The organism is Paenibacillus agaridevorans (assembly GCF_003112455.1).
GTDB classification, from domain to species: domain Bacteria; phylum Bacillota; class Bacilli; order Paenibacillales; family Paenibacillaceae; genus Pristimantibacillus; species Pristimantibacillus agaridevorans.
The window spans coordinates 36,858-42,691 of the sequence record NZ_BDQX01000291.1 but is presented as its reverse complement, the minus strand read 5'-3'; the positions used below and the strand labels follow the sequence as shown (position 1 = coordinate 42,691).

General features: G+C 51.6%; 5 protein-coding genes. All 5 read right to left on the bottom strand.

From position 1 onward, the window contains the following. On the bottom strand, window positions 1-788 hold a 788-nt coding region (locus tag PAT3040_RS24190), incomplete at its 3' end, for a response regulator (protein ID WP_146200534.1). Beyond that, window positions 760-2,589 (bottom strand): sensor histidine kinase, encoded by a 1,830-nt coding sequence (locus PAT3040_RS24185; RefSeq protein WP_146200531.1) that lies wholly within the window; start codon window positions 2,587-2,589, stop codon window positions 760-762. The genes PAT3040_RS24190 and PAT3040_RS24185, both read right to left, overlap by 29 nt. Window positions 2,590-3,385: 796 nt before the next feature. Continuing rightward, window positions 3,386-3,718: a hypothetical protein gene (locus PAT3040_RS24175; RefSeq protein WP_108994693.1), complete on the bottom strand. Its 333-nt coding sequence runs from the start codon at window positions 3,716-3,718 to the stop codon at window positions 3,386-3,388. A 57-nt stretch (window positions 3,719-3,775) separates the two neighbouring features. Then, window positions 3,776-5,314 (bottom strand): glutamine-hydrolyzing GMP synthase, encoded by a 1,539-nt coding sequence (gene guaA, locus PAT3040_RS24170; protein WP_108994692.1) that lies wholly within the window; start codon window positions 5,312-5,314, stop codon window positions 3,776-3,778. Window positions 5,315-5,490: 176 nt separating this feature from the next. Then, the coding region (locus PAT3040_RS24165; RefSeq protein ID WP_181376803.1) for a hypothetical protein at window positions 5,491-5,834 on the bottom strand (344 nt) is incomplete at its 5' end.

Below are 5,834 nucleotides of genomic sequence, written 5' to 3'. Positions count from 1 at the left end.
AGCTCCATGATGCCATACCAGCTGCCGTTCAATTGGTTGAGCACTCGCCGCCACTCCCGGGCGAATTGTTCCAGACCGCCGTCCGCTGCCGGCTCGCCGGGACGGCAGAACCCGCTGTCGCAAGCCTGGCCAGCCTTGTCGGGGAAGCTCCAGCAGAAGAAGGTCGTCTGCCCGCCGTCGCAAAAGGATTGCACCAGCAGATACTTCTCCGTCCGGATTCCCGCCTGATGGGGAAGCGCGGGATCGGCTCCGCTCAATACTGCTGCAATACTAAGCCTCAGACTATGAAATTTGCCGGCGGCTGCGGGCAGTGCGATCGGCGCTGCATGCGCAGGCACGCGATTTCCGCTGATTTCCGCCCAGATTCTATGATACAGCGGATACAGCGCCTCCCCCGCTTCCTTCAGCTCCCCCAGCAATTCCTCCCTGATCCTGGCCAGATTCTCCAATAGAACCTCATCACTCAGCGATAGCTTCAGCAAATAATTAAAGGCTCCGTATTGAAGCGCGTCGCGCGCATAATCAAATTGGTTCATGGCCGTCAACATAATAAACCGGCTGCGGATTCCGGCCTTCCGCGTTTCCTTAAGCAATTCAATCCCGTCCATGCCCGGCATGACAATATCGGCAATGACCACATCCGGCTTCCACTCCAAAATGGCTTCCAGAGCCTCCTTGCCGGTCCCCGCCTCGCCCGCAACGCAGAAGCCGTGGCTTTCCCAGTCCAGCGTTTCCCGAATCGCCTCGCGGACATAACCTTCATCTTCCACCAGCAAAACCGTCCACATGGCCACTATCCCCCTTCTCTGAATAAGGCGCGGCAATCAGTAATGGCAATCGGATCCTGACCGTCGTTCCTTGCTCCCCGGAAATAATCTCGAGATTGCCCTCCCGCTTGAACAGCAGTTGCAGCCGCTCCCTCAAATTGCTCAGCCCGATCCCGTGACCGCTGCGCCTGCCGGGCCTTGCAGCCGCTTTCTCTATGCCAATGCCGTTATCCGCCACTTCCAGCACAAGCTCGTTTCCCTCCTCGCGGGCCCTGACCCGAATGATGCCGCGACCTTCGGAGGCGTCGAAACCATGGACGATGCAATTCTCAACAAGCGGCTGCAAGCTGAGTTTGGGGACGAGCGCGTATTGCACTGCCTCCTCCGCCTCGTACACCATTGTAAATTGCTCCCGAAAGCGTAATACCTGAATCGATTCGTACGAACGCAGCAGCTTGATTTCTTCCTTCAATGCAATCAACTCAATATCTGAATTGAGACAGGCCTCCAGAATGGACCCCAGCGAGGTGCAGATGCCGGCAATAGCGCTCTGCTTTTCTTTTCTTGCCATCCATTTAACCGTGTTCAAGGTATTCAGCAGAAAATGCGGGTTCATCTGAAACAGTAGCATCTGGAAGCGGACAACCTGCTTTTGCCGCTCCTCCTGTTTCAGCCTGTCAATAAGCTCGATGACATCGTCTATCATCCGGTTAAAGCTTTCGCCAAGCGAACGTACCTCGTCAGTCGCTCCCGTGCCGACGGATATTTTTACATTCAGCTTTTTGTCCGACGCTTCCTCCATACTGCGCTTCAGAACATTGAGCGGCTTTGTCATACGCGTTGCCAAAAAGAATGTAACCAGCACAAAAACGACCACCAGCACGCCCAAAAACAAATAAACGATTAATCGGAGCCGCTGAACCTCCTGTTGCAGCTCGCTTAAGGGCATTTGGCTGACCACATACCAGTCCAGCTCTTCCACATAGCTGTAATGGACCATCGTCAAAGCTTTTGAATCCGTGTAGTGTCCTTCCTTCTCCCGGGCTGAGATCATTCTGTCCATATTGCTCGGGCCAAAGGAGGTATCCGCGTTCTGCAGCACGCTTTCCCCCTCGCCGGTAAAGATAGTCAGATCGCGGCTGGCCGGGCTGTCCTTTAGCGTGCTGCGGAACCATTCCTGTATGTTGATGCTGATGCGCGCCAGCCCGTATTTCCCCCTGAGCTGGTCATCGAGCAGCGTGTACAGGCTGAGCAGCTTGTCCCCTTGGCTGTCCTTTATATCATTCCAGTCATCGGCTACCCAGCGGTAAGGACGTGCGCCAACCTGCAGTCTGTCCTGCCAAGCTTGCAATTCCGCCAGATCATTGGTTAGCTGCGCGTTGGGGGCGTACGATGTATATACATGGCCTTTGCGGTCAATAAACCGAAAATAAAGCTCCGTTTGATGGAAAAAGAAGCTGTTGTTTATGCCGAACATTTTGCTCTCGATCACTTTTTTTCTGTGGAGAGGATCGTAGTTGTCCGGGTCATGCATAATCTGAATCAGGCTTTCGTCCTGACTCAGCATGGTATTGGCTTTATAGGCAAACGCCATCATATCGGTGAGAGAGGTATGAACCTGCTGCATGCGCTCGGACATGCGCTCCATCATATCCTGCTGCCGGATGGATTCGAAATGCTGGAATAACCAAAAAATGGCGATGCACAAAGGAAGCATTAAAAGAAGAATATAAGCCGTAAAAAGTCTGTATTTTAACGTGTTCGGAAGCCACTTCCGCCATTTCCGCGCCATCTCCGACTCACTCCCCGCCGATATAGTCATGTCTCCAATTCATCCTTTTTATTGTAACATGCCTTAGAGCGGGGACGGCATGCCGAAAACTTGCAACTTCGTATGACAATTCCTAGAACTGGACAGCTTCCGATACTCCTCCTAATCTCCTTGGTCATAAGAAAATACTCCCTTCTATTTGCCGAACAACGCAGATAGAAGGGAGTATTTATATGGAGCTTCCGCTCTTATTATTTTCCGGCTTCCATTTTCGATAAAATTCGGCTTTTTGGCAGAATTCTATTTTGCGAAACAGGCATTTTACTTAGGATTCTTATCCCTATCATTTTAAAGTGAAATTTCATAATCTATCTTACACTGATATGGAGGGTGATAAAATTGGCAAATCGAGATGTTAGATTGTCCCTGTTTATGGATAATAACTTTTCTGGAAGAAGGATTTTATTTAGACGCGGTGGAGTAGCTATCAGAGACTTAAATGCATTTCGTTTCAATGATGTGCTCTCTAGCTTTAGATTGCGCAATGTTGTAAATAGAAGACAAGTCACGCTTGTACTATTCTCAGATATTAATTTCCGAGGCTCTGTGCGTATATTCCGAGGCAGTCAGAACGTAGCGAGTCTCCCAGATTTTAACGATGTAACTTCTTCCCTCGTTCTCGTAGGACGCAGACTGACGAATTCTCAGATTAACGAGATTCGTCGTACGGGCAATCCGCCAAGAGATATTTTAAGCATTAGCCAATGAAGTTGTTGCCAAATGCCGATCATCATTGATCGGCATTCTTGTCATTTATACGAACGCATTCTTGACATCCGATAAGATGTCAGAGGACAAGAACATATAGGCATTTGAAACCGCATAATGTTCCAATCTTTAAAAACAATCGATAGTTTACCTCGAAAGCATAAATATCTGGACCATTGATACCTAATAAAAACTTCATTCGCTGCCCTATCTGCTTACCAATTTGTAGAGACATCGTTCTATCCACAAGCGACAGCTCCACAACTTCCTCGTCCAGCTTGAAGGTTCCCGCTTCCGTCCAGCGGAAGCCTTCTTGTCCATGGGTGCCGAACCCGATGCCCGTCGATCTCCACCTGGAACGTTCTGGTCCCCGGCATATTTGTAGCGTAATCCCGATCACGAACCCAAACAAAAAGCTTGGACAATCTCTTAGTGAAAGAGATTTCCAAGCCTGTTAATTGCATTTCGTTTATTCCCACTCGATCGTCGCCGGCGGCTTCGACGTCACGTCGTATACGATACGGTTGACATTGTCGACCTCGTTGACGATACGAACGGAGATTTTCTCCAGCACGTCCCAAGGGATACGCGCCCAGTCGGCCGTCATGCCGTCGATGGACGTTACGGCGCGGATGCCTACCGTATAGGAGTACGTGCGTGCGTCGCCCATGACGCCTACGCTCTTCATGTTCGGGAGCGCCGTGAAGTATTGCCAGATTTCGCGGTCAAGACCCGCTTTCGCGATCTCGTCGCGAAGAATAGCATCGGACTCTCGAACGATGTGCAGCTTCTCTTCCGTTACCTCGCCAAGGACGCGAATCGCAAGGCCAGGACCCGGGAACGGTTGGCGCCATACGATGGCATCCGGCAAGCCGCACTCTTCGCCGACTTTGCGCACTTCGTCTTTGAACAACGCTTTAAGCGGCTCGACGAGCTTGAACTTGATGTCCTCCGGCAAGCCGCCAACGTTATGATGGGACTTGATCGTTTGCGCGGTAGCCGTGCCGCTCTCTACGATATCCGTATACAACGTGCCTTGCGCCAGGAATTCGAAATCGTCCAGCTTGCCCGATTCCTCCTGGAATACATAGATAAATTCGTTGCCGATGATTTTACGTTTTTGCTCGGGATCGTCAACGCCTTTCAGCTTGTCCATAAAGCGGTCGCGCGCGTCGATCTTCAGTACTTTCATATCGAATTTGCCGACGAATGTTTCCATAACGCCTTCCGCTTCGCCCTTGCGCAGCAGGTTATGGTCGATAAACATACAAGTCAGTTGATCGCCGATCGCCTTGTGAAGCAGAATAGCCACTACGGACGAATCAACGCCGCCGGACAATGCGCAAAGCACTTTTTTGTCGCCGACTTGGTCGCGAATTTCGCGAATCGTATCGTCAATGAACGTTTCCATCGACCAATTGCCGTCGCAATCGCAAATGTTGTACAGGAAGTTGCGGATCATCTCGTTGCCGAACTCCGAGTGGCGCACCTCCGGGTGGAACTGAACCGCGTACAGCTTGCGTTCCTCGTTGCTCATGCCGGCGATTGGCGCGTGCTCCGTGCTTGCATCGACTTTGAAGCCTGCTGGAGGTTCGATGACGAGGTCGCTGTGGCTCATCCATACCGTCTGCACGCGGTCAAGTCCGTGCGCAATGTGGCCGCCCTCCGCGAATTCCACTTGCGCTTTGCCGTATTCGCGTTTGCCCGCGCGTTCGACTTTGCCGTTTAGCTGGTGGGACATCAGTTGCATCCCGTAGCAGATGCCGAAGATCGGCACGTTCAAGTCGTAGATCGCAGGATCTACAAGCGGCGAATTTTCTTCGTATACGCTAGCCGGTCCTCCCGAGAATACGATGCCTTTCGGCGCCAATTCGCGGATCCGTTCCACCGGCGTGTTATATGGCAGCAGTTCGCTGTACACGCCCAAATCCCGAATGCGGCGCGCAATCAGCTGGTTGTATTGTCCTCCGAAATCGAGAACAACGATAATTTCATTTTGCTTCGTCATGACCGAGCCTCCCTCAATTGATGCAGTAATTATACATAAGCCGCTCAAATAGAGTCAAGGTGCGAAGCGCGTTCTTGGGTGCTTCCTTCGACAAAAAACATCCCTCTCGCATCTATTCGAGAAAGGATGTTTCGTCGTTAAACGCTTTTTCTCTATCCATGCGTCCAAAAAAGACGTTAAGTTGCCCGCGTCTGATCCTTCGCTTGCATTTTATTGGAAGCAGCTCGCATCTTGCTTCCGCTTCTTTGCGAGTGTTTCAACAATATGCGGCACAAACTGCGCAGCTCTTCTGCTGTCGGCGCATCGCGCAATGCTCCAGGCGGCTCATAATAGGAAGCCTCCAGCCAATTCACCAATCGAGAGAGACGATCGCGCCCGCTTTGTTCCATCGTCTCGCCTAACAGATCGGCGGTTTCGCGCAATGTTAATGCGGTCGACTGCTGCGCAGCACGGCCATGCTTGATCGCCCGGCTCCGAAGCAGCTTGATGACAGTCTCCGCCGCCTGGATCAACCCGGCTC